Origin of the sequence: Carnobacterium viridans, assembly GCF_900102725.1 — a bacterium.
Taxonomy (GTDB): domain Bacteria; phylum Bacillota; class Bacilli; order Lactobacillales; family Carnobacteriaceae; genus Carnobacterium_B; species Carnobacterium_B viridans.
This window is the reverse complement of sequence record NZ_FNJW01000008.1, coordinates 1,843,221-1,867,294: the sequence shown is the minus strand read 5'-3', so window position 1 is coordinate 1,867,294 and position 24,074 is coordinate 1,843,221. Positions and strand designations below refer to the sequence as shown.

At 36.2% G+C, this 24,074-nt stretch carries 17 protein-coding genes, 7 tRNA genes, 2 rRNA genes and 1 riboswitch; of the genes, 1 reads left to right on the top strand and 25 read right to left on the bottom strand.

Annotation, left to right across the window (positions count from 1 at the left end; genetic code table 11):
• Window positions 1-148 precede the first annotated feature (148 nt).
• The 8 genes from BLT48_RS10475 to BLT48_RS10440 form a co-directional block, all read right to left on the bottom strand.
• A complete protein-coding gene (locus BLT48_RS10475) occupies window positions 149-2,326 on the bottom strand; it encodes a Tex family protein (RefSeq protein WP_035021355.1) in 2,178 nt (725 codons plus the stop codon).
• A gap of 144 nt (window positions 2,327-2,470) precedes the next feature.
• Window positions 2,471-3,298 carry a metallophosphoesterase gene (locus BLT48_RS10470; protein ID WP_035021353.1) on the bottom strand — a complete coding sequence of 276 codons (828 nt, stop codon included), beginning with the start codon at window positions 3,296-3,298 and terminating at the stop codon, window positions 2,471-2,473.
• Between the two features lie 50 nt (window positions 3,299-3,348).
• Window positions 3,349-4,866: an ABC transporter permease/substrate-binding protein gene (locus BLT48_RS10465; RefSeq protein ID WP_023176777.1), complete on the bottom strand. Its 1,518-nt coding sequence runs from the start codon at window positions 4,864-4,866 to the stop codon at window positions 3,349-3,351.
• Between the two features lies 1 nt (window position 4,867).
• The gene (locus BLT48_RS10460; RefSeq protein WP_034538157.1) at window positions 4,868-5,848 is read right to left on the bottom strand and encodes an ABC transporter ATP-binding protein; all 981 of its coding nucleotides are present in this window, start codon (window positions 5,846-5,848) and stop codon (window positions 4,868-4,870) included.
• Window positions 5,849-5,883: 35 nt separating this feature from the next.
• Window positions 5,884-6,618, bottom strand: a complete 735-nt coding sequence (locus BLT48_RS10455; RefSeq protein ID WP_034538156.1) for a metallophosphoesterase — start codon at window positions 6,616-6,618, stop codon at window positions 5,884-5,886.
• A 240-nt stretch (window positions 6,619-6,858) separates the two neighbouring features.
• Entirely contained in the window at window positions 6,859-8,250 is a 1,392-nt protein-coding gene (locus tag BLT48_RS10450; protein WP_089977793.1) for an L-cystine transporter, read from the bottom strand.
• A 279-nt stretch (window positions 8,251-8,529) separates the two neighbouring features.
• A complete protein-coding gene (locus BLT48_RS10445; RefSeq protein WP_226776735.1) occupies window positions 8,530-9,894 on the bottom strand; it encodes a DUF1576 domain-containing protein in 1,365 nt (454 codons plus the stop codon).
• A 195-nt stretch (window positions 9,895-10,089) separates the two neighbouring features.
• The gene (locus BLT48_RS10440; RefSeq protein WP_089977787.1) at window positions 10,090-12,762 is read right to left on the bottom strand and encodes a cation-translocating P-type ATPase; all 2,673 of its coding nucleotides are present in this window, start codon (window positions 12,760-12,762) and stop codon (window positions 10,090-10,092) included.
• 225 nt (window positions 12,763-12,987) lie between these two features.
• Between BLT48_RS10440 and BLT48_RS10435 the strand changes: the two genes are divergently transcribed.
• The gene (locus BLT48_RS10435; RefSeq protein WP_035024051.1) at window positions 12,988-13,677 is read left to right on the top strand and encodes a zinc metallopeptidase; all 690 of its coding nucleotides are present in this window, start codon (window positions 12,988-12,990) and stop codon (window positions 13,675-13,677) included.
• 235 nt (window positions 13,678-13,912) lie between these two features.
• On the opposite strand, the gene BLT48_RS10430 is transcribed toward BLT48_RS10435, so the two are convergent.
• The 17 genes from BLT48_RS10430 to rrf (BLT48_RS10350) all read right to left on the bottom strand — a co-directional run bounded on the left by BLT48_RS10430 (window position 13,913) and on the right by rrf (BLT48_RS10350) (window position 23,983).
• On the bottom strand, window positions 13,913-14,338 hold the full coding sequence (locus tag BLT48_RS10430; protein WP_089977784.1) for a hypothetical protein: 426 nt from the start codon (window positions 14,336-14,338) through the stop codon (window positions 13,913-13,915).
• 133 nt (window positions 14,339-14,471) lie between these two features.
• Window positions 14,472-16,193: a Na+/H+ antiporter NhaC family protein gene (locus BLT48_RS10425; protein ID WP_089977781.1), complete on the bottom strand. Its 1,722-nt coding sequence runs from the start codon at window positions 16,191-16,193 to the stop codon at window positions 14,472-14,474.
• Window positions 16,194-16,292: 99 nt separating this feature from the next.
• Window positions 16,293-16,472: riboswitch (Lysine riboswitch) on the bottom strand.
• Window positions 16,473-16,557: 85 nt separating this feature from the next.
• Window positions 16,558-17,244 carry a DUF554 domain-containing protein gene (locus tag BLT48_RS10420; protein WP_089977778.1) on the bottom strand — a complete coding sequence of 229 codons (687 nt, stop codon included), beginning with the start codon at window positions 17,242-17,244 and terminating at the stop codon, window positions 16,558-16,560.
• 223 nt (window positions 17,245-17,467) lie between these two features.
• Window positions 17,468-18,826 carry a phosphoglucosamine mutase gene (glmM, locus tag BLT48_RS10415; RefSeq protein WP_089977775.1) on the bottom strand — a complete coding sequence of 453 codons (1,359 nt, stop codon included), beginning with the start codon at window positions 18,824-18,826 and terminating at the stop codon, window positions 17,468-17,470.
• 53 nt (window positions 18,827-18,879) lie between these two features.
• Window positions 18,880-20,040, bottom strand: coding sequence for a CdaR family protein (locus BLT48_RS10410; RefSeq protein ID WP_051923359.1), 1,161 nt, complete (start codon window positions 20,038-20,040; stop codon window positions 18,880-18,882).
• On the bottom strand, window positions 20,040-20,879 hold the full coding sequence (gene cdaA, locus BLT48_RS10405; protein WP_035021336.1) for a diadenylate cyclase CdaA: 840 nt from the start codon (window positions 20,877-20,879) through the stop codon (window positions 20,040-20,042). Before cdaA ends, BLT48_RS10410 begins: the two co-directional genes overlap by 1 nt.
• Before the next feature lie 435 nt (window positions 20,880-21,314).
• Window positions 21,315-21,387, bottom strand: a tRNA-Lys gene (locus tag BLT48_RS10400).
• 17 nt (window positions 21,388-21,404) lie between these two features.
• Window positions 21,405-21,520: ribosomal RNA gene (gene rrf / locus BLT48_RS10395) — 5S ribosomal RNA — on the bottom strand.
• Between the two features lie 39 nt (window positions 21,521-21,559).
• Window positions 21,560-21,631, bottom strand: a tRNA-Gln gene (locus BLT48_RS10390).
• Between the two features lie 4 nt (window positions 21,632-21,635).
• Window positions 21,636-21,719 (bottom strand) — tRNA-Tyr (locus BLT48_RS10385).
• Window positions 21,720-21,760: 41 nt separating this feature from the next.
• Window positions 21,761-21,833, bottom strand: a tRNA-Thr gene (locus tag BLT48_RS10380).
• 22 nt (window positions 21,834-21,855) lie between these two features.
• Window positions 21,856-21,927 (bottom strand) — tRNA-Glu (locus BLT48_RS10375).
• Between the two features lie 207 nt (window positions 21,928-22,134).
• The gene (locus BLT48_RS10370; protein ID WP_035021334.1) at window positions 22,135-22,413 is read right to left on the bottom strand and encodes a GNAT family N-acetyltransferase; all 279 of its coding nucleotides are present in this window, start codon (window positions 22,411-22,413) and stop codon (window positions 22,135-22,137) included.
• Window positions 22,414-22,503: 90 nt separating this feature from the next.
• Window positions 22,504-23,499, bottom strand: a complete 996-nt coding sequence (locus BLT48_RS10365; RefSeq protein WP_035021332.1) for a zinc-dependent alcohol dehydrogenase family protein — start codon at window positions 23,497-23,499, stop codon at window positions 22,504-22,506.
• Between the two features lie 171 nt (window positions 23,500-23,670).
• Window positions 23,671-23,743, bottom strand: a tRNA-Thr gene (locus tag BLT48_RS10360).
• Between the two features lie 38 nt (window positions 23,744-23,781).
• Window positions 23,782-23,855, bottom strand: a tRNA-Asn gene (locus BLT48_RS10355).
• Between the two features lie 12 nt (window positions 23,856-23,867).
• Window positions 23,868-23,983 (bottom strand): 5S ribosomal RNA (gene rrf, locus BLT48_RS10350).
• Between the last annotated feature and the right edge of the window lie 91 nt (window positions 23,984-24,074).

Below are 24,074 nucleotides of genomic sequence, written 5' to 3'. Positions count from 1 at the left end.
TAGTAAGTCCGTTTCCTTTTTACTTTTCCTTAGATTAACTTATAGCTTATTTTACAAGTTTACAAACTATTCGACAACTAAAAGACATTAAACAAAAAGCGAAGAGTTTGGGAAAATGTCCCGAATTCTTCACTTTTTTCGTATTTTTTTATTCTTTTGGTTTTAACATCGTTAACGCAATGCGCCCTTTTTTCAAATCTACATCATCGACCCAAACGGTCACGACATCTCCAACTGAAACGACATTTGTCGGATGTTGGATATAACCTTTGCTTAATTTAGAGATATGGACCATTCCATCTTGTTTGACCCCTATATCCACAAATGCACCAAAATCGACTACGTTTCTAACGGTTCCTTCTAATTCCATACCTGGCACTAAGTCTTCCATACTTAAGACATCTGTGCGTAACAATGGAGCAGACAATTCATCTCGCAAATCGCGACCAGGTTGTGATAAAGCTTGCACCATATCTTTTACGGTTTCTTTTCCTAAGCCAACTTGTTCTGCCAGCAGCGCTAAATCTAATTTTTCTAACGCCTTCTTGGCTTCCATACTGCCAACTTTCGCCAATGAAAGTTCAGCTAATTCAAGAATTTCTTTAGCTTCTTTATACGTTTCAGGATGAATACCTGTATTGTCCAATACATTTTTCCCATCGATGATCCGTAAGAATCCAACCGCTTGTTCATACGCTTTAGGGCCTAAACGAGAAACTTTTTTCAATTGAGCACGACTTGCAAATCGGCCATTTTCTTCACGGTAAGCTACGACATTCGTTGCTGTTGTTTTATTTAGACCGGCAACATGCTGCAATAAAGGTGCACTTGCAGTGTTCACATTGACACCCACTTGGTTAACCGCCGTTTCTACTACAAAATCAAGGCGTTCTTCTAAGCGTTTTTGAGAAACATCGTGTTGATATTGACCTACACCAACTGATTTAGGGTCGATTTTTACAAGTTCGGCTAATGGATCTTGCAATCGTCGAGCGATACTAACTGCACTTCTTTGTTCAACCTGTAAATCCGGAAATTCTTCTCTAGCCGTTTTACTTGCTGAATAAACGGATGCCCCTGCTTCATTGACAATGACATAAAAGACTTGTCGATCTAGTTCTTTTAAGTTTTCAGCAACGAATGTTTCAGATTCACGACTAGCTGTTCCATTTCCTATCGCGATCATTTCAACTTCATAAGACTCAACCAACTGTTTGAATTTATCAGCTGCTTCAGCACGTGCAGCTGCACCTGCTGGTTTATGCGGATAGATCACATCAATAGCTAATACTTTCCCTGTAGGGTCAATGACCGCTAACTTACAACCTGTACGATAAGCTGGATCTAAGCCTAAAACAATTTTACCTTTTAAAGGAGCTTGCAATAATAAATTACGTAAATTTTCACCAAAAATATGAATGGCTTGTTCTCCAGCTGTTTCCGTTAATTCGGCACGGATCTCACGTTCGATCGATGGTCCGATAAACCGTTTGTAGCTGTCTTCATATGCTGCTGTTATAAAAGGAGCAGCTGTTGATTGCGGTTGTTCAATCAATTGCTTTTCTAAATAATCATGGATCCTTCTTTCATCCAGATCAAAAGAAACTTTCAAAATATCTTCTTTTTCGCCGCGATTCATAGCCAAAATACGGTGTGAGGCAACTTTTGACAAGGGTTCACTATAGTCGTAATACATCTCAAAAGTCCCTTTTTCATCTTTATCAGCATTTTTGACTTTAGCTGTAATCGCTCCGTTTTTAGAACTGTACTCGCGGATCCACGTACGGTATTTTGGTTCGTCTCCGATAAGTTCAGCAAGAATTTCATGAGCACCAGCTAATGCATCTGCACTTGTTGCAACTTGATTTTCGTCACTCACATACTTCTCTGCTTCAGCAATTATGTCTTCTGTTGGAAAAGTCAGCAACCATTGCGCTAAGGGTTCCAAGCCGCTTTCTTTTGCTATCGTTGCTTTTGTACGACGTTTTTGTTTAAATGGACGATACAGATCTTCCACTAATTGCATTTTTGCTGCTTTTTTGATTTTCCCTTCAAGTTCAGATGTTAACTTCCCTTGGTCTTCAATGCTTCTTAACACGTCATTTTTACGTTTTTCTAGATTGGTCAAATAGCTGTGACGCTCTTCTATTTCGCGTATTTGAACTTCATCCAACGTCCCCGTCATTTCTTTCCGGTAACGAGCTATAAAAGGGACTGTATTCCCTTCAGCTAATAAATCTAACACAGTTGTTAATTGCTTTTTAGAGTAACTTTTCAATTCGTTTTTTAATAAGTCTAAGACAATCGTTTCATTTGTTTCAGTCATTTATTTCTTCCTCTCTCGTTCCACTTTACTTAGTTATTTTACCATAAACATAAGAGGCTAACCAACTCACTCTTAAATATAGGTAAGAGCATGTACAATAAAAAAAGATAGGCAAAAGGTTTTTATCCTTTTCGCCTATCTTTTTTATTCTGGCAAATGAAACGTAAGAAGTGCATTTACGATTTCTGCTTCTGGATCTTTGGTCAACCAATGTTTTGATCCTCCTAAGCAAGCACAAATGTAATTGATTTGGTTATCGACTAACGTTTTTCTGAAATGAACATGTCCCATAACGCTGTAAGCTATCGGGTATTTTTGGTAGAGCTTTTCATAAGAAGAGCTTCCTAGAAAAGCATTAAAATAATCATAAATTTTATGCGGCAACGGAACCACAAATCTAGGATGGGTGACCACATGCGTCATCAAGATAATTTTTCTCTCTCCAACGGACTGAAGGTCTGACTCTAACTGACCCAGCATCCATTGAGCCACCTGTTTATTTTCTTTTCCCCAATGAACATAGCGCTTATCTTGCCACACGCCAAATCTTAATTTCATTTCATTAAACTCTTCTTCAGTATATTTGCTTTGGTCTCCATACCCATAATCATACCATCCGGGATTTCCCACAATGGCCCAGTCATCATTTAGAATATAGGGTTGATCCACTAAATTGTTTGGCTGATTTTTAAAGAATTGATAGATTTTTTTAGTGTCAGTCTCACCATTTTTTATTGACCAGAAATCATGATTGCCTGGAACAAATAGAATAGGAATACCGCTTTTTTGCGTTACCTCATCTAAGAACTTTTGCGATTCTAAGTAATCACTACTGATATCCCCGGCTAGCAATAACACGTCAATTTTTTGATGCTTGATCTGCTTTATGAGTATTTCTGCATAGGTTTCATTTTCTTTTAGTTTCTTTCTATTGGTATCAATGTGTAAATCTGATAGCACCCCAATTTTCATACTATTCTCCTTTATTGCATCTTGTTTAAATGATTCGTTCACTCCTATTTTTATTCGGCTAGCAAACCATTTTCAGTTAAGAATTGCTGTGCCACTTCACTTGCACTTTTCCCCGTCACATTAACTGCAAAATTCATTTCTCGCATTTCAGCATCTGTAATTTTACCAGATAGCTGATTTAAACTGTTTTCAACTTCTGGAAAATCCTCTATTGTCTCGTTCAACATCAATGGAGCTCCTTGGTAAGGTGGAAACAAACCGCGATCGTCTTCCAAAACAACCAAGTCATACTGAGCAAGTTCACTATCGGTTGAATACGCATCTACTAAATTGATGTCTCCTGTTTCAATCGCTGTATAACGGAGTTTAGGTTCCATTGTTTGGACTTCCCCAAAAGTTAGGCCGTATAAATCTTGAATCCCTAAGTAACCATCTTGACGATCAGAAAATTCTAATGTAAAACCAGCTTTGATCTCATCCGCAATAGGAATTAAATCAGATATGGTTTCAAGTTGATACTCTTCTGCTAGTTCTTTCGTGACCGCAAGCGTATACGTATTATTGAATGCCATAGGTTCTAATAAAGACATATCATATTGTTCAGCTAACCCTTCTTTTGCTTGTTGGAAAACTTCTTGTTCATCTGAAGATGTAATTTCTTCATTTAAAAAAGTAGCTAAGATCGTTCCGGTATACTCTGTATAAACATCGATATCGCCTGATTCTAATGCGTTAAATACAAATGTTGTTTTCCCCATATTAGGTTCTAGAGTAACCTCTACATCCGTTTGGTCTTCAATCAAATATTTGTACATATTCATAATAATTTCAGGTTCTGCGCCTAATTTACCAGCTATAATCAGTTCTTCTTTGTCTTTTGTCAATAATGGAGCAATCAACAAACCTAAAATAAGTACACTAAGAATCCCTAATGTGATAACCGTTTTCTTAAACGAGATTTTTTCAAATAAGCTTAGAAGATAATCAAATAAAATAGCTAATAAGGCCGCTGGAATAGCACCTAATAAAATCAAATGATTGTTTCCACGATCGATCCCTAATAAAATAAGACTTCCTAAACCACCCGCACCAATTAGAGCCGCAATCGTTCCGGTTCCAATGATCAACACCATGGCATTGCGAATCCCAGCCATAATGATTGGCATAGCGATTGGAATCTGAACTTTGATTAGTTTCCTCCAACGACTCATCCCCATTGCATCCGCCGCTTCGTTTAGTGAAGGGTCAATTTCATTTAATCCTGTGTAGGCATTTCTTAGAATAGGCAGTAAGGCATAAATCACTAATGCTATAACGGCCGGCACAGAACCTATTCCTACTAATGGAATCATCAATCCTAAAAGAGCAAGAGATGGGATAGTTTGAAATATTGAGGTGATTTGGATCATGACGGCTGCCAGTTTTTTATGTCTGGTTAAGTAAATTGCTAATGGAATCGCTATAATAACCGCTATAAACAATGAAATAAACGATAATTGCATGTGTTCGATCAAGGCCGTTAATAATTCACCTTTACGTTCTTGTAAAGTGGCAATAAATGCACTCATTCTATTTCACCACACTTTCTTGTTCGACAGAAATTTCTTGAGCCAAATAGGTCAGTAACTGTTGCTTCGTAATTCTACCGATCACATTTTCTTCATTTCCTTTGATGATGACAAATTCTTTTTCAGCTAAAGCAACGATCAAGGCATCAATAGTATCTTCAGGAACTAAGTAAAATCCAATTTCATCAGTTACTTCAAGCGGTTCGAATAGTCCAGCTGCTATCACCTGTTGGATTGTTTGGTCTTCTTTAAGAGCGATCGTACCTGTTTGTAAAAAGTTGCGAACAAAATCATTTTTAGGATGGCTTCGGATTTCATCCGGAGTTCCTATTTGTTCGATTTTCCCTTTGTTCATCAAGCAGATACGGTCTCCCAAAGCTAAAGCTTCTTGCATATCATGTGTGACAAAAACAATCGTCTTATTTAATTTTTTTTGTAATTTGGCCACATCTCGCTGTAAATTACTTTTACTGATCGGATCCAACGCACTAAAAGGCTCATCCATTAAAATAATGTCAGGGTTGGCTGCTAACGCCCGTACTACTCCGACTCTTTGTTGCTCTCCACCTGATAATTCAGCTGTTTTACGGTTGCGATAAGTATCTGGATCTAAACCGACACTGGCAAGCAACTCTGTGACTCTTTGTTGCATTTCAGCTTTAGACCACTTCTTCATTTCCGGTACGACCGTAATATTTTCTTCAACTGTCATATTAGGAAATAAAGCAATTTGTTGGAGCACATACCCAATATTCCATCGTAACTCTTGCAAATTGTAATCGCTAATTGGTTTGTCGTTTATTCGAATAAACCCTTCAGTCAATGGAATCAATCGATTGATCATTTTTAGTGTGGTTGTCTTTCCGCTGCCGCTTGGTCCAATCAGCACAAAAAACTCGCCATCCTTTATTTCCAAATCCAGTTCTGAAACAACCGCTTTTCCTTTTTCATATTCTTTAGAAACATTTTCAAACAGAATCATTTTATCTCTCCTTTGATTAACTGATTATTTTTGACTTATACTCTTCCATCCCAAACATATCCAATATTATCTATTTTAATATCTTTCACTAAATTTGTCTCATTGAATAAAACTCCATGAAGCGCGCCTCCATATACAGCTCCTCCATCTATGCCGATTTTATTATCTTTTATCCACAGATCAGTTGTATGATTATCACCGTATAAAGCTGGCGTGATCGTGTGTCCAAATACAATTATCTTCCCAGTATTATTTTTCTCTTTATGAAAAGAGTCTCGAATCCAGACATAATCCTCATCAGATGTTTGACGCCAGTCACGCTTAGACAAATCGACTCCAGCATGCACAAACAAAAAATCTCCCCATTCATAATAAAGGGGCAGTGTTTCAAGAAATGGTTTTAATGCGGGGTAGCGACTAGCCAGAAACATTCCGATCTCTGTCGGAGAATATTCAGCATCTAAACCTGGATGCAAAAAAGTTTCAAGTGTCTTCATCCCGCCATTTAAACAGTAAAGTTCATAATTTCTTTCAGGGTCATTCATAAAATTAAGCAACATCTCTTCATGATTGCCTTTTAAATAAATGGCTCCCTTTTCTTCTACCAATATTTTCGCCAACAGCAGACATTCTTTTGGATTTTCGCCACGATCTCCTAGATCTCCAATTAAAAGCAGCTGTTGTGTATCTTCATTCCAATTGGTCAGCATCTTTTTAAATAAAGAAATTTGCCCATGTACATCTCCTAATGCAAATAATTCCTTTTTCATCTTCAAACACCTCTTTGGGTCTTTTCATTAGTATACCAGTTGGTCGACAAATTAGATAAAATATTGTTTTTTAACCTTGAAGTTAATTCGCATTCTTCTTTTTATCAAGGATGTTTAGTCCAGAAAATCAGCTTTATACCTTTAAATAAACAAAAAAACGTTCACTGCAAAAAATGCAATGAACGTTTTTTTGAATTGCTGAAACTGCTGTCTCAGTCTTTTTTTACTTCATTTTTTAGTTTAGATATCAGACTTTACAACTGCAGAGTCATCATTGAAAATTTCTTCATTGAATGTTTTTAATCGTTTAGATGATACGATACCAGCAATCATACTGTCATTTACATTCAACAATGTACGAGCCATATCAATAATTGGTTCAACAGAAATAACTAATCCAACAATTGCTACAGGTAAGTTTAATGATCCTAAGACAATTAAAGCAGCAAATGTTGCTCCGCCACCTACACCTGCAACACCAAATGAACTGATCGTAACAACAGCCATGATTGTAAGAATATAAGCTGGGCTAAAAATATCTATTCCTGCAGCTGGAGCTACGATAGCAGCCAACATTGCTGGATAAATTCCAGCACATCCGTTTTGTCCGATAGATAAACCAAATGTTCCAGAGAAGTTTGCAGAAGCTTCATCTACACCTAAAGCTTTTGTTTGTGTTTCGATATTCAATGGTAATGCACCCGCACTAGAACGTGCAGTAAATGCAAAACTCAATACTGTAAAAGATTTTTTCAAATATTGGATTGGGCTAACTTTTAACCCAAGTAAAATGAGCATATGAATTAAAAACATCACAATAATTGCTGCGTATGAAGCAATGACAAAAACACCTAGATTAACTAATGCATTAAAATCACTTGTTGCTAATGCTTTAGTCATTAATGCGAAGATCCCATAAGGTGTTAAACGCAATACCAACGTAACAATACGCATCACAATAGCATATAAACTATGAATGATCTTTGCAAAAAATTCGCCGGCTTCTTTATCTTTACGATGAACTCCTAAATAAGCTACTCCCACAAAAGCAGAGAAAATAACCACAGCAATTGTACTTGTAGAACGAGCATTCGATAAATCAGCAAAGAAATTAACTGGAATAAATTCTAAAATTTGTTCTGGGATACTTAGATCCGCTACTTGTGCTTCTCTTTCACTTAATTCTGCAATACGTGCAGTTTCAACAGCACCTTGACTAAATTCTGCTCCGTCTAGGTTAAACACCATCACACTAGCTATCCCTATTAAGGCAGCTATCGCTGTGGTAGCAAGCAAGGTTGCTAGTACGTTAAAACTAATTTTACCAAGGTCTTTAGACCCTTCAATTTTTGTAAAAGCTCCTACAATGGATACAAAAATCAACGGCATGATCAGCATTTGTAAAAATTTAACATAGCCTGTACCGACTATACTGATCCACTCAATAGATTTTGTTGTTACTTCACTGCTTGAACCGAATATCAATTGTAAAACAGCTCCGAATAAAACACCTGATCCTAAAGCAATAAAAACACGTGTTGAAAATTTGATGTGTCTCTTTTGTAATTGCCAGAATCCCACTAGTATTGCAACGAATAATACTAATACAATACCAATATAAAGATTTGTCATAATAATCCTCCCTTTTTTTGCTCTCTTAATAAGAAAGCAGATCCATCATAAGATTAAAGGTCTCAAGTAGCCCATTCCAAAGTGACTACCCTAAAATTGAGGATTTTCCTCAGATTTTTAGTGACTAATAAATATTACTTTACTTTTGTAAGGAAATCAAGCGAAAAAATAACATCCAGCCAATTACATTGAAAACTTACCTCTTCATATAGGAAAAACCTTTTGATATAATGCCTTATCTTGAAAAATGATAAACAAAAAATTATTATTTTCATTGTACTATTCCGGACTATTTTTTGTCTTTTCCAGGTCTTCAACAGGTTCAGTATTGATTATAGGCTTTATCAGTTCTTTATTTTTCCGGTTATTTTTATGGAAGAAAACGACTTCTAATAAAGGAACGATTATAGCTGCTGTAAACCCTCCTGAAAAACCATTGTTATAAAGATTCATACCTGCATGCAAATAACTTATATTCGTTACGATAACCATATGCAAACTGCCTGCTAAAATTCCAGCAATCACTCCATAATGTCCGCTAACAGGGGCTAAAGTTGTTCCAAATAATGCAGTAAGTAAAAAACTAGTACTCGATAATTCAGTGGATGTTAACCAGCCTACAAGCAATACTCCTAAAAGAATAGGAAAAACGTTTTTCACGTGTTTTCCAAAAGCTCCAAAACCAACTACTGTAAATATTCCTCCAATAACTGGTCCATTTAATTCTCCTCTTACTATTAACACAAAGGTAGTGGTTAGCACACCTAACAAAGCCATATTTAACAAGGTTAGTCCTAATCCATGGCGTTCCATAAAATCAGGTCCGCCTCTTCCATCTTCATTCAAAAAATTAGAGTACCCCGAAAACGAACCGCCATTAAGATAAATTCCGCCACTAAATAATAAAATAAACAAACTATAAAGATAAATGGATAAAGGTTGATTATAACCATTTGATACTAAATAAACCGTATCTACTTCTATACCATAGGCTCTAAAAAATGCAATAAAAGCCATACCAATAATTCCAGCAGTAAATCCAATATTATAAAGACTAAATCCTTTATGAAAACTAGCAAAATGACGTGATAATGGTGGCAAAATCAGTCCCACAATAACGCCTGCTGTACATCCTAAAAAAATCCCTGTGAAAAACGAAAATCCGCTATTGAATGCTACTTCACTCACTAATGGCCCTAAAGCAGTACCGTATAAAGCAGATAATAAATAATTTTTAAATGGTGTACGAGTCAATTTAGCATACAATAATACTCCAACAATAATTGGAATAGAATTAAACAAATTTTTACCAAATAAAGAGAATCCTGCTATCGTGAAGATAGCAGCAAACAAGGGACCCGATAACGATACTTTCGTTGACCGGATAATGAACAGACTTTTTATGATCATCAAAGCCGCATTAATAAATGCCGCGCCAACATTTGCTAGTTTGAAATAATCCGTTACTAGATTAGCCGGAGAAATAAGGATTTTAAGACTTCCCTGCCAAATTTCTTCAAGTGTATTGAAGTGAAGAGCTAGTCCAACTAGCATAAGAGAGAATAGAAAAGCAATACTATATTTTATTTTTTCTGTTATCAATGGATCTTCTTCCTGTAAAGGTGGAAACCATAGTTTTTCCATAAGCATCAACCTCTTTTCTTTAATAATCCGATTAGATCTTAAAATTCATTTAAAAAAAGCGAGTACTTGCTATTCAAAAATAATAACACGCATTTTTTGCAAGCACAATTTATTTTTTAAATAGTATGTCATCTTTCTAAAAAAAGCATCCCTAAAATCAGGAATGCTTTTTTCTATTTAGTTTATTCTCTTTCATCAATTTTTATTCTTAGAGAACCTTCGCATAAAGAACTTCACTATTTCCACTAATGGAATAATTGAAACGGCTGCTCCAAATACCAGTAACCATTGTTCAACATTTAATTGGGATACACTAAATGCATCATTTAGCCCAGGTATTAAAATAACTACACTTAGTAATGCGGCTGATAATAAAATAGCTAAGTTAAACGTTTTGTTTTTGAAAAAGCCCACTGTAAACAATGATTTCTTGATAGATTTCACATTGAATGCATGGAATAATTGAAGTAGGCCTAATGTAGCAAACGCCATAGTCAAGGCATCTGCATGGACTAAGTTTAAATCATTTGGATGTGCTGGGTTGTGCGTTGCCCACCAATAAACAAATAACGTAATTCCGCCTTCAAAAATCCCTTGATAAATCAAGCTGGGTAAAACGCCATTTGAAAAGAACGTTGCTTTTCTTCCTCTTGGCGGTTTTTTCATCGCGTCTGCTTCTGCTGGTTCTAAACCTAGTGCAATCGCTGGAAAAGTATCGGTCACAAGATTGATCCACAAAATATGAACTGGAGCTAAAATATTCCAACCTAGTAAAGTTGCAATAAATAACGTAAGCACTTCGCCTAAGTTAGCTGATAATAGAAATTGAATGGCTTTTTGAATATTTGAAAATACTTTACGCCCTTCTTCTACTGAAACAACAATCGTTGAAAAGTTGTCATCTGCTAAAACCATATCACTTGCGCCTTTTGAAACTTCTGTACCGGTGATTCCCATTCCAATACCTATATCAGCTGTTTTAAGGGCTGGTGCATCGTTGACACCATCACCAGTCATAGCTACTATCTTACCAGCCTTTTGCCATGCTTTAACAATACGAACTTTATGTTCTGGAGAAACCCTAGCGTATACGGAATAATCTTTTACCTTAGTGGCAAAATCCTTATCATCAATTTGATCTAATTCAGCTCCCGTTAGTACACCACCCTTTTGGTCTGCTTCTAGAATACCTAAACGACGTGCAATAGCTTCTGCTGTATCTCTATGGTCTCCTGTAATCATTACAGGGCGAATTCCAGCTTCTCTGGCAACTTTAACGGCATCTTTTGCTTCGGCCCTTTCCGGATCAATCATACCAATCATACCAGCAAAAATTAAGTCTTGCTCGACTCCTTGTGTGGTTATATCCGTTGGGACTTGGTCCACAATTTTGTATGCCATTGCCAAGACTCTTAAAGCTTGAGTAGCTAAATCATGGTTTGTATCTAATAGGATTTTTTTAGTTTTTTCATCTAGTGACTCTATCTTCCCATTATTATCTATTTGCGTACATCTTTTCAGCAGTTCATCCGGTGCTCCTTTGGTCCCAACGAAAAACTTCCCATCTGGCAGCTGATGGATCGTTGACATCAGTTTACGATCGGACTCAAAAGGAACTTCAGCCACTCGCGGTTCTTTGGCCAATTCTTCTTTAACGTTCATTCCTTTGTTTATAGCATATTGAACCATAGCTGTTTCCGTTGGATCACCAATCAATGTTCCATCATTTGCAATCTGTGTATCATTGCTATACGTCATCACTCGAACAACTGGAGTTTGTAAATCAATCTCAGCACCAACCAATTGAATTGCTCCATTAACATAAACTTTTTCAATCGTCATTTTATTCATGGTCAGTGTTCCCGTCTTATCTGTGCAAATAATATCTGTACTGCCTAATGTTTCAACTGCTGGTAAATTTCGAATCAATGCTTTGCGTTTTGCCATTTTTTGCGTTCCTAGCGCTAATATAATCGTTACGATTGCTGGTAATCCTTCTGGTATAGCTGCAACGGCTAAAGAAATCGATGTCAACAACATATCTAGCCATTCACGTCCATTGTACATACCTACAACAAACATCACTACAGCAACAACTAAAATTGCAATCGTTAAGTATTTTCCTAAGCGATTTAAATTTTCTTGTAAAGGTGTCATAGTTTCTTCAGAAGTTGCCAGCATATCTGCAATTTTACCTACTTCTGTATTCATGCCGGTTCCTACAACAATTCCTTCTCCACGTCCATAAGTAACATTACTATTCATGAAAGCCATATTGACTCGATCACCAATGCCTACTTTTTCATCTGTGATCACTGCAATATCTTTTGTTACTGCTTCAGATTCACCCGTTAGTGCGGACTCTTCTATTTTAAGTGAAGCAATTTCGATCAATCGCACATCAGCAGCTACTACATCTCCTGCTTCTAATAATATTATGTCCCCTGGAACTAGTTGATCACTTTTCAAAGAAACAACGTTGCCATCTCGTTTAACTCTTGCTTCCGGAGAAGACATTTTTTTTAAAGCATCAATAGCTTCTTCTGCTTTTGCTTCTTGATAAACACCAAGTACAGCATTTAAAACAACAACTACTAAAATAATAATAGCATCTGTAACATCTCCAAAAACAGCTGAAATGAGTGCTGCAGCTAGTAAGACAATAATCATAAAATCTTTAAACTGTTCAAGAAATTTGACGAATATACTCTTCGATTTTCCTTGATTCAATTCATTTGGCCCATATTCAGCGATGCGCTTTTCCGCTTCACTCGATGTGAGCCCTTTTTGGGTCGTTTCCATTTTTTTTAAAATAGTTTCTTCATCTTGAGCAAAAAAAGCTTCTTTAAGCTGCTGCTTTCTTTCCATTTTCCATCCATCCTCTCTGAGTAAAAGCATTATTGAGACAAGAAATTTTAGACTCTCTCTATAAATCTGATTATAACTTTTGCTGTTTTTTTAAGCAAAGTATATGAGTTTACCGATTGTTCTTTTTAGAATTTGTTTTGTTAATAAAATTACGAAAATCTTCATATATGGTATTCATTGCTTATGTTATACTAATCAAAAGGAAGTAGAAAGGTGGAAACCGATATGTTTTTCTTTGACCAAACTTACATTTTAATCATTATTGGCGTTATACTGTCTGGAATTGCCAGCTCTTTCGTCAAAAGCACGTATGAAAAATACAGTCACGTAAATAATTCAAAAGGATATACTGCCACTGAAGTTTCACGTCTTATTTTAGATAATGCAGGATTGCAACACGTGAAAATCGAAGCTGTTAGAGGCGATTTAACAGATCATTATGATTCAAGTACAGACATTTTACGTCTTTCAGATGCTACACGTAACTCCCAATCTGTTGCAGCTATTGGTGTTGCTGCTCATGAAGTAGGGCATGCTATCCAAGATCAAAAAAATTATCTTCCATTAAAACTAAGAAGTGCTTTGGTTCCAGCAACCAATTTTGGACAAAAAATCTCTTTTCCCATGATTTTATTAGGCGTTATTTTTGGTTATAACCAAACGCTAATCAACTTAGGAATCATTTTCTTTTCTGTAACATTGATTTTCCAATTGGTCACATTGCCAGTAGAATTCAATGCTTCTAACCGAGCGATTTCTATTTTGAGAGATCAACAGATTTTAAATGTTACTGAGGTTCCACAAGCTAAGAAAGTCTTAAGTGCCGCAGCGCTTACTTACGTTGCAGCAGCCATCGCTTCTTTCTTACAAGTGCTCAGATTAGTTTTATTATTCAGTGGGAGAAGAAACGACTAATGATTTATTGAACGAAAAAAAGAATCCAGTAATTTGGATTCTTTTTTTGCTCTATACTTTTTAGTGTTGATAGCTTAGTTAAATTAAGGGCACGAAAATTCTGGAGGAATAGGTTTCGCTTTTATCCATGCGAAGGATTCCATGAATCTCCACAAGCAAATTCGTCTATTCCAGAAGAAATGTTATTTTCTTTTATACAATACCATTTGACGAAGAGTCTCTTATTTTGTTCAAGTTATTGATTTTTTTTATTGGCTGAAGGTAGTTTCTGATTTCTTTTTGAAAACAGCTGGCTTATCAGCAATCCAAGCGAAAATAGACCACTTACTTCAGTTAGAATCAACGCTATTATACTGTTGCCTTGAAAGAAAAAGATACTGCCTATCACAATACCAATAAATGCACCTAGATGGTAATACGTTTTTTTCATTTGTTCTCTGATTAAAGAAACGAGTATGCCAATCAGCGGAAAGTTTGGAACCAAGAGAACTATCCAAGCAGTCAGCAATAGGTTAATAACTTTCCCGATAGGAGTAAGTTCTAAAAGAGCATCGCTACCAAATGAGCCATATAAAAATAGCGGAATCATAAGAAAATTCCAAGCAATAAATAACATTACAACAACAGCTATTAAGACAGATTTCTTTCGTTTATCTGTCATTGTTGCTCCCTCATTTCTACTTTCGTTTCAAAAGAAACCATTAGACAATTGACTGAAAGCAAGAACTCCTACTTCTTTTTATACTTAATTATAGCATATCCGCGAAAATCTTTTTCTAGTAAGAATCACTAGTTTATACCTTTTCTGTGTTTTTTTCTTCAACAGACTTACCAAAGAAATAAACAACTAAGATAATGACGATCATTGAAACTGGAAGTACGATCCATATTGGCATTCCTAAACCAACAGGAAGAAAACCAAAGAGAACAGTAATTACACCAACTACAAGTGCATAAGGCAATTGTGTCTTCACATGCTCCATATGATTCACACCTGCTCCCATCGAAGAGAGAATCGTTGTATCTGAGATTGGAGAACAGTGGTCTCCAAAAATCGCTCCTGTCAATACAGCCCCTGCTGACATAACAATAAACCCAGGATCTGGAGACAGCGCTGCTGCTAGCGGTATCGCTAGTGGCATTAAGATCCCCATCGTTCCATAAGATGTTCCAGTTGCAAAAGAAATAATTGAGCCTAACACAAAAATAACAGACGGCAATAAAAAGGCAGGCATAGAATCTGACAATAATGAAACCAAGAATTGAGCAGTCCCTAGATCAGTTATGATTTCACTTAATGACCATGCAAGCAATAAAATCGCTCCAGTGATAATAAGTGATTTCATTCCATTTATCCATGTTTCAACTGCTTTTCCCCAAGTAAATGTCTTTTGATACACGCCCATAGCCATCGCTACAAGACTTGCTAATAAAGCGGCTTGAAACAATACAATACTCGCATCAGAGGCTCCAAAAGCCTCTTGAATTGCAGTAAATGAATACGGACTTTCTTTTAACAAGTTGATCAATGTTGTATTGTCTCCTGCTAAAATGCCATTGTATCCATTAAGATAAAACCCGATTATAGCAACAACGATCAAAGTACCGATTGGAACAATCGCATTCCAAATGCTTAAATGTACACCCTCAACAGGCTCCATCTCATCAATTTCACTAGAATTAGAAGCACTAGGATTTAGTTCTTCTAGATTGTTTTCATCGTATTTTCTCGCTCTTCTTTCAGCTGTCAACATCGGACCAAATTCTTTTAACATGACAGCTGTACACAGTACAAATAAAAGCATTAAAATGTTATAAAATCGATAAGGAATCGTTTCAACAAAAATACTATATGCGTTGACTTCTTGTCCAATAGCTTCATATCCATCTTTAATCAATCCTACTTCATAACCAACCCAAGTAGAGATCAATGCGATACCCGCAATAGGAGCTGCTGTAGCATCAACAATAAAAGACAACTTTTCACGCGAAACTTTCTTTTCATCTGTTACTGGACGCATGACCGGTCCAACGATCAATGAGTTTGCATAGTCATCAAAAAACAGCAAAATGCCTAAAATCCAAGTAATAACTTGGGTACTGATAGGACCTTTAGCTTTTTTAGATAGTGCATTTGCAACTGCTTTAGCCCCTCCCATTTTTGTCATCAGCGCAATCAATCCACCAATTGTTAACACTTGTAAGATAATTCCTGCATTCCAAGGATCAGCTAATGAATTCAATGTGTAGTCGATTATACTTAAAAAAGATTGAACAAAAGCGTAAAAAATTGAGCCGTCTGCTAAATGCAAGACAAAACCTCCTGCAAAAATACCCAAAAACAACGAAATGATCACGTCTTTTGAGATAAAAGCTAAAATAATAGATACTACTGGAGGTACCAGAGAAAACCATCCAAAATTGACTGTGGAGCTTGTTGACTCTCGAAACTCTCCATTTACTAAAAATAAAATAAATGCACTAATAAATAAACCAATGATAACCTTCTTTTTCATTTTAAACTCCCTCTCTATTTGTGCGCACAAAAAAACACCTTGAGTGCTATACAACTCAAGGCGCTAAAATAGTTCCATATGTAATGTCCCATTAACCCTTTTGTTGATAGCCCTCCGAAAATTTCTTATTGAAATTCACGACAGTGTTAAGCATATTATACTTAACCCCAGCATAAAGTACTTGGCAATACTCTAAACTTCGGCAATTTCTCCTTTCCAGTTATCCGCTTGTGCCTTCACAATAACTGTACTCTTAAAAACTGCGCCTCTATCTTGCTATTAAATTACGTCTTTAAATATACTATATTAGCGGTAATGAAGCAACACTAACACAATTAATTCTTTTTACAATTCGTTAATTCGATTAATAAAACAATCCAAAAATGATTGGAATAAATGCTGCTGGAGCATAGTTCATAATTTTCAAGTCTGTAATTTTCAACATATTTAATGCTAGACCGATTATCAAAAGAGATCCCACACACGTCATTTCATTAATCACACTTTCTGTTAACAAAGGAGCTACTACACTAGCTAGCAAAGAGATACTTCCTTCATAGATCAGCACTAAACCTCCTGCCAGTAAAACACCTACACCTAAGCTAGAAGCCAACACAAGCGCTGCTATGGCATCAATCAGCGATTTAGCAAATAAGGTTTCATGATTACCTGTTAGTCCGCTTTGTAATGCTCCTACAATTGACATTGCCCCTACACATACTAATAAACTGGCTGTTACAAAACCTTTAGAAATGGATACTGTATCATCTTTTGTTTGAAATTTAGTTTCCATTAAGTTTCCTAGGTGATTTACCTTTTCCTCTAAATTCAGCCCTTCACCAATAATCACACCAATTACCATTGAACCTATGGTAATCATAATATTTTTTCCAGCCATCGCACCACTAAAACCTATGTATAATACACAAAGAGCTAAACCATTCATAATAGCTGCACTTATTCGTTTAGATAATCCTTTATTTAAAATTAATCCTAAACTGCCACCAAGAACAACCGCCAAACCATTTACAAGTGCTCCAACTAAAATCATTTTACCCCACCTTTCTATCGCTAAAACTAGTTAGAAATAAGTATAGTAGCAATACTTATTTTGGTCAACATACCTTTTTTTCCTTGATTCTTCTTTTTACTATTTGGTCTTATGTCTATTGATGATAAAAGGCTAAAAAAAAGAGTTCTAAATCAATGATTTAGAACTCTTTTTTTAGTTATACTTACAATTCAGCAGTTAAGAAAGACTTTTGCTGATTCTTTTATTCAGCTAAACCAATTTCTTGTTTTACAACTGAAGCAATTCGATCAACATAAAGATTTACTTTTTCTTGTGTTGGAGCTTCTGCCATCACACGTAACAATGGTTCAGTTCCACTAGGACGAACTAAAATACGTCCATCACCATTCATTTCATTCTCAACTTCATCAATGATTTCTTTTATTGCTGGAACATCCATTGCGCCATTTTTATCACTAACACGAATATTCACTAATTTTTGCGGGTATGTTTGAACTTCTGCTGCTAACTCTGAAAGTTTTTTCCCAGTTTCTTTCATAACATTCAGCAACTGGATACCTGACAAGATTCCATCACCAGTTGTATTATAATCGAGGAACACCATGTGCCCTGATTGTTCTCCACCAAAGTTATAACCATTTTTGCGCATTTCTTCTACTACGTAACGATCTCCAACTTTTGTTTGAAGAGCAATCATATTGTTAGCTTCAATCGCTTTATGGAACCCTAAATTACTCATGACAGTAGAAACAATGGTATCTTTTTTCAAACGGCCTTTTTCTTGTAAATACTTGCCACAGATAAACATAATTTTATCTCCATCAATGATATTTCCTAACTCATCAACAGCAATTACTCTATCTCCATCTCCATCAAATGCTAATCCAGCATCGGCTCCTTTTTCAACTACAAATTTAGCCAAACCTTCAGGATGAGTTGAACCAACACCGTCATTAATATTCAATCCATTTGGCGTAGATGCCATCACATCAAACTCTGTTTCTAAATCTGCAAATAGTCGATTAAGAAGAGGACTTGTAGCTCCGTTTGCACCATCTAAACAAACTTGCAATCCAGTTAAATCATTTGGAATTGTTTGTTGTAAAAATTGAGTGTATTTTAAAGCACCTTCTGGATATTCATCAACCGTACCTAATCCATTTGCACTAGGACGAGGCAGATTATCTTTCTCTTCATCTAATAATGCTTCAATTTCTAATTCAGTATCATCAGATAACTTAAACCCATCTGATCCAAAGAATTTAATACCATTGTCAGGTGCAGGATTATGTGAAGCTGAAATCATTACACCAGCTGCAGCGCCTTGAACACGAGTTAAATATGCTACTCCGGGAGTAGATAGTACTCCTAATTTCATTACTTCGATTCCAACGGATAAAAGTCCCGCAATTAATGCAGATTCTAGCATCTCTCCAGAAATACGAGTATCTCTTCCAACTAGAACACGTGGATGCTCTTCGCCTTCAGCGTGTTGAGTTAATACATATCCACCATATCTCCCTAATTTAAAAGCCAATTCTGGAGTTAGTTCTGAATTAGCAACTCCTCTTACTCCATCTGTTCCAAAATATTTTCCCATTCTAATATGCCCCTTTTCAAATTTCAAACCTTCTTCATCTAGGTTTGCTATTTCTATTCACTTACTTCTTCACTGGATTCGCTTGATGACTCATTTAATGACTCGCTTGATGATTCAGAAGAAGTGTCACTTTCTGATGAGTCGCTTTCTTTTTGTGTTGATTCACTCGATGAACTAGATTCGCTCGAACTTGAGCTCGAACTTGAACTTTCGTTGCTAGTTTTATTGTTACTTTGTCCATTTCCCTTTGAACTTTGAGTAACCGTAATCGTTACTTCAATTTTTTCAGGGTCTATAGCTGTTACGCCTTCAAGTAAGGGCAGATCAATCGTTTGCGTCGCTGTTTCAGTTATATCCGTGATATCAACATCTACTGGATAACTGCTTAATTTCTTTACCAATTCATTTGCGCCTTTTATTGAGACCGTCGTAGCTGATTGATTACTAATTCCTAACTCATAACTCAAGTCCGCATTTGGCGTACCTGTTTGATTTAATACTACAGGTACTTCCTTCGCAATTGGATCAACAGGTATGGTCACCGTTACCTCACTAGGATTCAAATTAACATCCAATTCATTGCCTTCAGCATCACTAACGATAACTGGAAGTGTTTGAACAATATCTTCTGTAACATTTTCTTCTTCACCTACAACTACTTTAACATCTGCAACTTGATCAATTGTTGAAGCTGTCCCTGTTAGTTCTACCGTTTCATAATTTACCGTTGGTGTGCCGGTCTCAAACTCATCACTAATGAATGACTCGTCAAATTCAACATCAACACTAAAAGTTTCAACTTTTTTTTCTTCAATGGTTATCGTGACTTTTTCAGGCAAGATTTGATAATCTAGCTGAGGTGAAAGTCCTTCCGCAACTAATTCAATAGTATGAGTACCAACCCCTAAACTATCTAAATCAGTTGCTACAACGTCAAAATTCTTAGTCGTTTTTGTATTTAACACAAGGCTTGACGGTCCTGATATTTCTACTGAAACTGTTTCGGGAAACCCAGTTACATAATAATTATCTTGATCAATTTCAACTACTATTGGTACTTCAAGTATGGTTTCTGTTGTAGATGCACTTAACCCATCAATACCGCTAGTTGTTTGAACCCGGTTATTACTACTGTTTACATAAGTAAAAAGAAGGATAGCAAATGCGAGTGCAACGATTTTCATAAACCATGGATTGTTGTAAAGTTTCTCCATTATTTAGAAGCCCCCTTTTTAAAACTATCCACCATTTCTTGAAAAGAATTTTTCTTTTCTTCTTTTTCAATGACAATTAAATTTTTAGATAAGAACTTCTCAAAATCCTCTTTGGATAATTCGCGTAATAACTCGCCTTTATATGAAACGCTGACTCCACCGGTTTCTTCAGAGACAATAATGGTTATGGCATCTGTTACTTCACTTAATCCAATGGCCGCACGATGCCTTGTTCCTAATTCTTTAGAAATAAGCGTGCTTTCTGACAATGGTAAATAACTAGCAGCAGAGGCTATTTTATAATCTCTGATAATGACTGCTCCATCATGCAGTGGTGTATTGGGAATAAAAATATTAATCAACAGTTCACTGGATATGTCAGCATCTAGTGAAATTCCTGTTCCAATAAATTCATCTAGCTCTGTGTCCATTTGAATAGAAATTAAAGCTCCAATTCTTCTTTTCGCCATATATTGAACAGCTTTTGCTAGTTGTTGGACCAAATTTTCTCCAGGATTGACTTTTCGTTTTGCTCTATTAAAAATGGAACCGCGGCCGAGATGTTCTAACCCTCTTCGCATTTCTGGTTGGAAGATAATAATCATTGCAAGAACACTCCATTGAATAACTAAATCAACGATCCAATCAACTGTTTGCAATTCCAGAAAAAAACTAGCTACTTTTATTAAGATAATCACAGCAATTCCCTTTAATAGTTGAACAGCTCTGCTCCCACGTAAAATATTTATCAACTGATAAATAAAAAATGTAACCACTAATATATCTACCACGTTAAGAAAATTTCGCCACGTTACTAATTGTGACCAATCTATAGACATACGCGCACCTCCGATAATGTTCTGATTGTCACCCATTGTGTATTATACCATAATATTTCCTATGAATAGCATTAATCCACCCAATTAATAGAACCTATCATTATTAATTAATTAGGGCTCTATACTTTTTAGTGTTGATAGCTTAATTAAATTAATGGCACGAAAATTCTGAAGGAATGGGGTTTGCTTGTAACTTGCATTGGATTCAATGCGAATTATATAGCGTTAGCGCTTCAGCGATTAATCTTTATTTGAGGCTTGAAAGCTCTGAAGACTACAGGCTTCAGACGTTCCCATGGTTCTCCACAAACAAACCCGTCTATTCCAGAAGAATTTTTTTCTATCAACACTATTTTGACGAAGAGTCTTAATTAGCTATTCCAAATTTTCAATAAAAAAAAAGCTTACAACGATTAACGTTGCAAGCTTCTATTATGAGTCATGCAGGATTCGAACCTGCGACCCTCTGATTAAAAGTCAGATGCTCTACCAACTGAGCTAATGACTCAACTTAAAAATGAACTTGCATGGCAACGTCCTACTCTCACAAAGGGAATCCCTTCACTACCATCGGCGCTAAGAAGCTTAACTTCTGTGTTCGGCATGGGAACAGGTGTGACCTTCTTGCCATCATCACCACACAATTATCATTTTTATATGTTTCTTGCATATTCATGCAACTGGGCTAGCTGGATTCGAACCAACGCGTGAGGGAGTCAAAGTCCCTTGCCTTACCGCTTGGCTATAGCCCATAAATGGTGGAGGGGGGCAGATTCGAACTGCCGAACCCGAAGGAGCGGATTTACAGTCCGCCGCGTTTAGCCACTTCGCTACCCCTCCAAATAAAATTATCTTTTCTATTAAACGAACAACTAAATACATGCCGGCTAAAGGAGTTGAACCCTCGACCCTCTGATTACGATTCAGATGCTCTACCAACTGAGCTAAGCCGGCAAAATTTAATAAAAAAAGAATATGACCCGTACGGGAATCGAACCCGTGATACCGCCGTGAAAGGGCGGTGTCTTAACCGCTTGACCAACGGGCCATAGTGTTTAAAATTATTCAAGCACAAGAAATAGTATATAAATAATTCACAGAAAAGTAAAGGCTATTCTTCCATTTTCTTGTATTTTTAATCATTTTATAATCTTAAGAGTTCTTACATCGATCGAATGAATAAAAAGTGATCAAGAATTATGGAACTTCTTAATCACTTTACCAATAAATGTCTGTTTTTTCAATAGCCTAATACTTATTCAGCTTCAATGTGCTTATATTTTTCAGGTTTTCTATCAAATAATTCTTTTGCATATGGACAAAGTGGAACAATCTTTTTCCCTTCTTTTTCCATCTCTTCAACAACTTTATCAACCAATTGGGAAGCAATTCCTTGTCCTCTCAAAGAAGGATCAACAAAAGTATGGTCTAAAATCACTTTATCTTCACCAGAAGGAACATAAGTTACTTCCGCAATCAATTTCCCAGTATCATCATTTTTAAAGAAACCATTTCCATTTTTTTCAAATTCCATGCTAACACTTCCTTTTACATTTGCTTCATTAAGTTTAACACTTATTAAATTAGATACCAAGAAAAGCCTTACAGAAAAATAAAATTCGACTTATTTACTCACACGTATTCCTATTTTACCCATTTGCTTTGCTGTTTCCAATCTATCAAATGCAGCTTCATAATCCTCAAAATCATAAATAGTATCAACAATTGGTTTAATTGAGTGACCTTCAATAAATTTAAGCATTTCCAGGTATTCTTCCCTACTTCCCATCGTGGTTCCCAGCATTGTATATTGACCATAAAAGAACTCTCTCAAATTCAAATCAACAATATCGCCTGTAGATGAACCAAATAAGACTAATTTTCCGCCCTTTTTTAATTGTTTCAATGATTGATTGAAGGTTGCTGCTCCTACTGATTCGATAACTACGTCCACTTTCTCACTATTTAATTCTTTTTCCCAATCATTTTCGCTGTTAATCCCTTTGTCAGCTCCTAGTTTTTCTGCTTTATTTAATTTTTCTTTTGAACGTGATGTGACGTAAACTTTTGCGCCCACTGCTTTACTGAATTGAAGCAAGTTGGTCGCCACTCCTCCACCTATTCCTGGTATTAAAATCGTTTGCTGACCATTTACTTCCCCTTTTGTAAAAAGAGCCCTATATGCTGTTAATGCCCCTAGTGAAAGGACTCCCGCTTCTTCCCAAGTCAGATAACTTGGTTTTAACGCAACAAAATTTTCATTAATGATAAATTCTTCTGAGAATGTTCCATGCGTCGGATTTCCTATTATTTGAAAATTGTCTGGTGGCGCTGGTGTATTGTTTAACCACCCTATACTAGGATTTACAATGACTTCATCTCCTACATTAAATAAGGTCACTTCTGAACCTATTTCACTTATAATACCTGCTCCATCTGATCCAATTATTAAAGGTTTACTTGTTTTATCACGTCCATTAATTGTTGCCAAATCACGGTGATTCAATCCTACTATTTTCACTTTAATACGAACTTCTTTGTTGCCTAATTTTTTAGATTCAACTTCTTTTATTCTTAGGCCTTTTATACCACTGACTGCTTCATGAATTAAAGCTTTCATGTTTATCTTCCTCTCATTAAATTCATTTTATAATGGATTAAGTATAACAGTTCTATTCTTTAGACTCAAAGAGAGCGATAGCATAAATGCGAGAAGTTTCTTCTGAAGCACTTGTAAAAAAAAGAAACCCTATATTCATAGGGTTCCCATTTCATTTCTATTGGTTAATGAAGCCACTTGCCGGATTCGAACCGGCGACCTCTTCCTTACCATGGAAGCGCTCTACCGACTGAGCTAAAGCGGCACTACTAAATCATAGTATTTATTTGCAAAAAAAAAGAACTCCGCAAGTAGGACTCGAACCTACGACATCATGATTAACAGTCATGCGCTACTACCAACTGAGCTATTGCGGAATAATTGAATCTGCGTGGCAACGTCCTACTCTCACAAAGGGAATCCCTTCACTACCATCGGCGCTAAGAAGCTTAACTTCTGTGTTCGGCATGGGAACAGGTGTGACCTTCTTGCCCTCATCACCACACAATTTTCAATCGAAAGTCCGTTGGACTCTCAAAACTGGATAAAGTCTAAAGTGTGTTTCGTTTACTTACCTTCGTACACCGGGTATTGCT